Here is a 2,769-nt window from a genome sequence, read left to right on the forward strand (position 1 = left end):
TTTCTATCTCCTTTTGATTGTTTCAAAAGCAAGCGTATAGAAGAAATATGACAGAAATAAGTCAGACATCTCAAGAAGTATATAATTTGAGGTTTTCTTATTGAGAAATGAGTAAGAGTTAAGGACTGTAAATTTAAATGGCGGACCGGACGGGATTCGAACCCGCGACCCCCGGCGTGACAGGCCGGTATTCTAACCAGCTGAACTACCGGTCCGCATACTTTAAATCTTACATTCACTACCTTCACACAAGAACAGTGCTAGTAGTGGTGGGTGGTACAGGGATCGAACCTGTGACCCTCGCCTTGTAAGGGCGATGCTCTCCCAGCTGAGCTAACCACCCATTTGGGTAGACCTAATTCTAACATTGTCACGCAGCACCTAAGATGCTCCTTTGTTAGAAACCACCTCTTTCAAGGTAGCAATCGAGTTGAAGTGTAAATGGCGGACCGGACGGGATTCGAACCCGCGACCCCCGGCGTGACAGGCCGGTATTCTAACCAGCTGAACTACCGGTCCGCAACAAACTTTACATTTCAATTTCAAATCTAAAAAAGATTTGGTGGGTGGTACAGGGATCGAACCTGTGACCCTCGCCTTGTAAGGGCGATGCTCTCCCAGCTGAGCTAACCACCCAACTCAATTGAGATGCGTATCTTAATGATTTCTTAGAAGCTGTCAATTAGAAATCAGCTTTTTTTTGCATAAATATGCAATTAATTTTCACAAGTCTCATATCTAGAAAAAACGTGAGGAAAAATCAAACAAACAGTTTAATTTTCAACCGATTAAATTAGATACTCCACCCATTTTTAGCGACTTTGCAGCCAGCCCTAATTCAAAGACTGACGAATCAGGTCCACATTCTCGCGCCGCTGCTCACTCATTTCTTTTTGTTCAGGCTCAGGCTCTTCTTTAGATTCGAGCTGAAAGTAAGCATACCACGGTTCACCATCATCGACCATTTCCTCCTCTCGAGGCACTGGAGCCGGCGCTATATTACCTGCTCTCGCTGCTCTTTCGAGACGATCTAACTCCAACTCTTCATTCAAGGTCAATTGAATTTTCGGCTCACGCCAAGGAGCCAACCAGTTTCGCCTTATTTTTCGCTTATCATCAATAGCGGCTAGATATTCATCAACATCATCCGCAAGCAGGTACAACTCCTGCTCCAAGGTTAAAGGCTTATCTCGTCGTAACTCCCGATACAAATCACTAGGCAGATAGAAAATCGGGAAGCCCCACATAAAGTTATTCGACCACGGCCAAATCACGGTAAACCAACCGTATTCTTGCATTGTGCCATCAAGTACCTCCTGAGCCTTATCAGCGTCAGTCGGGTGCCAAAACGAATGCGTCAAATAGCGAGTCTTGGGCATTTCCTTCATCGCCATTTCCCTTTCAACCAACTGCACATCGGCTGTTGCCATTTCATCTTCCGGCTCTATTAAAGAGTGCCTAATTTCAGGGAGCGACACCTCAGAATGTCGAATATAGGTAATCGACCCAGCGTCCAGATTCATACCAATATCAGCCTGTAAGTTAAGATCAAAAGCCATCATCACTTTATCATCGAAAGCTTCGAAACCAAATAACGGCATCAAGCTCTTGCGCACAGTAAAGTCATAACTTCCTGCTGGCAGCTCAACATAAGTGTAACTACCGGCACGAAGGTTAAAGATAATTTCGTCATTAATATAATAACTAGGTGCTTCCAGCTCTTCAGAGGCCCACTGACTGTTCGGCCGATAGAAGTAAACTAGTGCATTGGCTTCTTTATCCCACTCAGTATCATCGAGTTCCTTGAACATTTCGCCATCAGTATTGGGAAAATAGTAAGAACCCAGGTTTCGACCTGTCGACCAATAAATAGATGGATACCAACCTCTACCCTGCTTATGGAAAGGCTTCGAATAGGGCGCAGTAGTATCCGCCTTCACCTGACCAGAACTCAAAGCCAGCGGAAAAATCGCGCAGGCAAGCACAATAGAAAGCGCATAATAAAGAAAGGAGCGGGATGGTTTGCCCACAACGCTCTTTAATGATTGCTTAACCTCAGCAACGCGACCCAAGCTCACAGAGTAAGCGCTTCGTTGGCAAGTTTTGAAACTCACAATACCGTCCAATGTATCGTTTCCTATAGATGTACAGCTTTATATTTATTCGAGCAGCAAGACTAGCTACCCATCACAATCAGGCGGACAGTTTAACAGCTAGTTAATCTAATTTTTGCGATCTACCGCATGTCATCGAGAATCCGAATACCTGTAAAGACTATCTCACCCCGGGATTTGCACTAGAAGAAGACAATTTACCCAAGCTCGCCTCCAAATCAATGACTCTTTTTATAAGCTGGCGGCGACTTTCATCTATCGACAGCAAGCTTTCCTGGTTTTCTAATTGAACTTTGGCGCTATCACTCATACGAGCCTGTAGCGCAGCAATACGTTTTTCAAACTCTTGAGTACTCGAATCGAAAGTGCTCAATTTTTCATTAAACTGCGTCAAAAACTCTTCTCGTTCAGCTCGAGTAATTGACAACTCCCCTGACAACGAAGCTATACGACCATCTAATACTGACATCCCTTTATCAGAGTCCGCTTTCAATGCTGATAATGAAACCTCATGAGTAGCTAAAGATTTTTGACTCTCGGCAAGCTTTTTCGTTAGCGCTTCTATTTTCTTTTCATGACCTTGAATAGTTTTACGATTCCTATCATAAGACACACCCCACAGCTTTCGAACCTCCGACTCCAGAAAAGCCATTTT

General features: G+C 44.2%; 2 protein-coding genes and 4 tRNA genes. All 6 read right to left on the minus strand.

Annotation, left to right across the window (positions count from 1 at the left end; all coding sequences use genetic code 11):
• Positions 1-138 precede the first annotated feature (138 nt).
• A tRNA-Asp gene (locus A3757_RS20815) sits at positions 139-215 on the minus strand.
• A 52-nt stretch (positions 216-267) separates the two neighbouring features.
• Positions 268-343 (minus strand) — tRNA-Val (locus A3757_RS20820).
• A 99-nt stretch (positions 344-442) separates the two neighbouring features.
• Positions 443-519 (minus strand) — tRNA-Asp (locus A3757_RS20825).
• 41 nt (positions 520-560) lie between these two features.
• Positions 561-636: transfer RNA gene (locus A3757_RS20830), tRNA-Val, on the minus strand.
• Positions 637-833: 197 nt separating this feature from the next.
• Positions 834-2,114 carry a DUF2846 domain-containing protein gene (locus A3757_RS20835; RefSeq protein ID WP_156490301.1) on the minus strand — a complete coding sequence of 427 codons (1,281 nt, stop codon included), beginning with the start codon at positions 2,112-2,114 and terminating at the stop codon, positions 834-836.
• A gap of 160 nt (positions 2,115-2,274) precedes the next feature.
• A partial coding sequence (locus A3757_RS20840; RefSeq protein WP_231878343.1) for a hypothetical protein occupies positions 2,275-2,769 on the minus strand: 495 nt, incomplete at its 5' end.

Source organism: Oleiphilus sp. HI0117 (assembly GCF_001635235.1).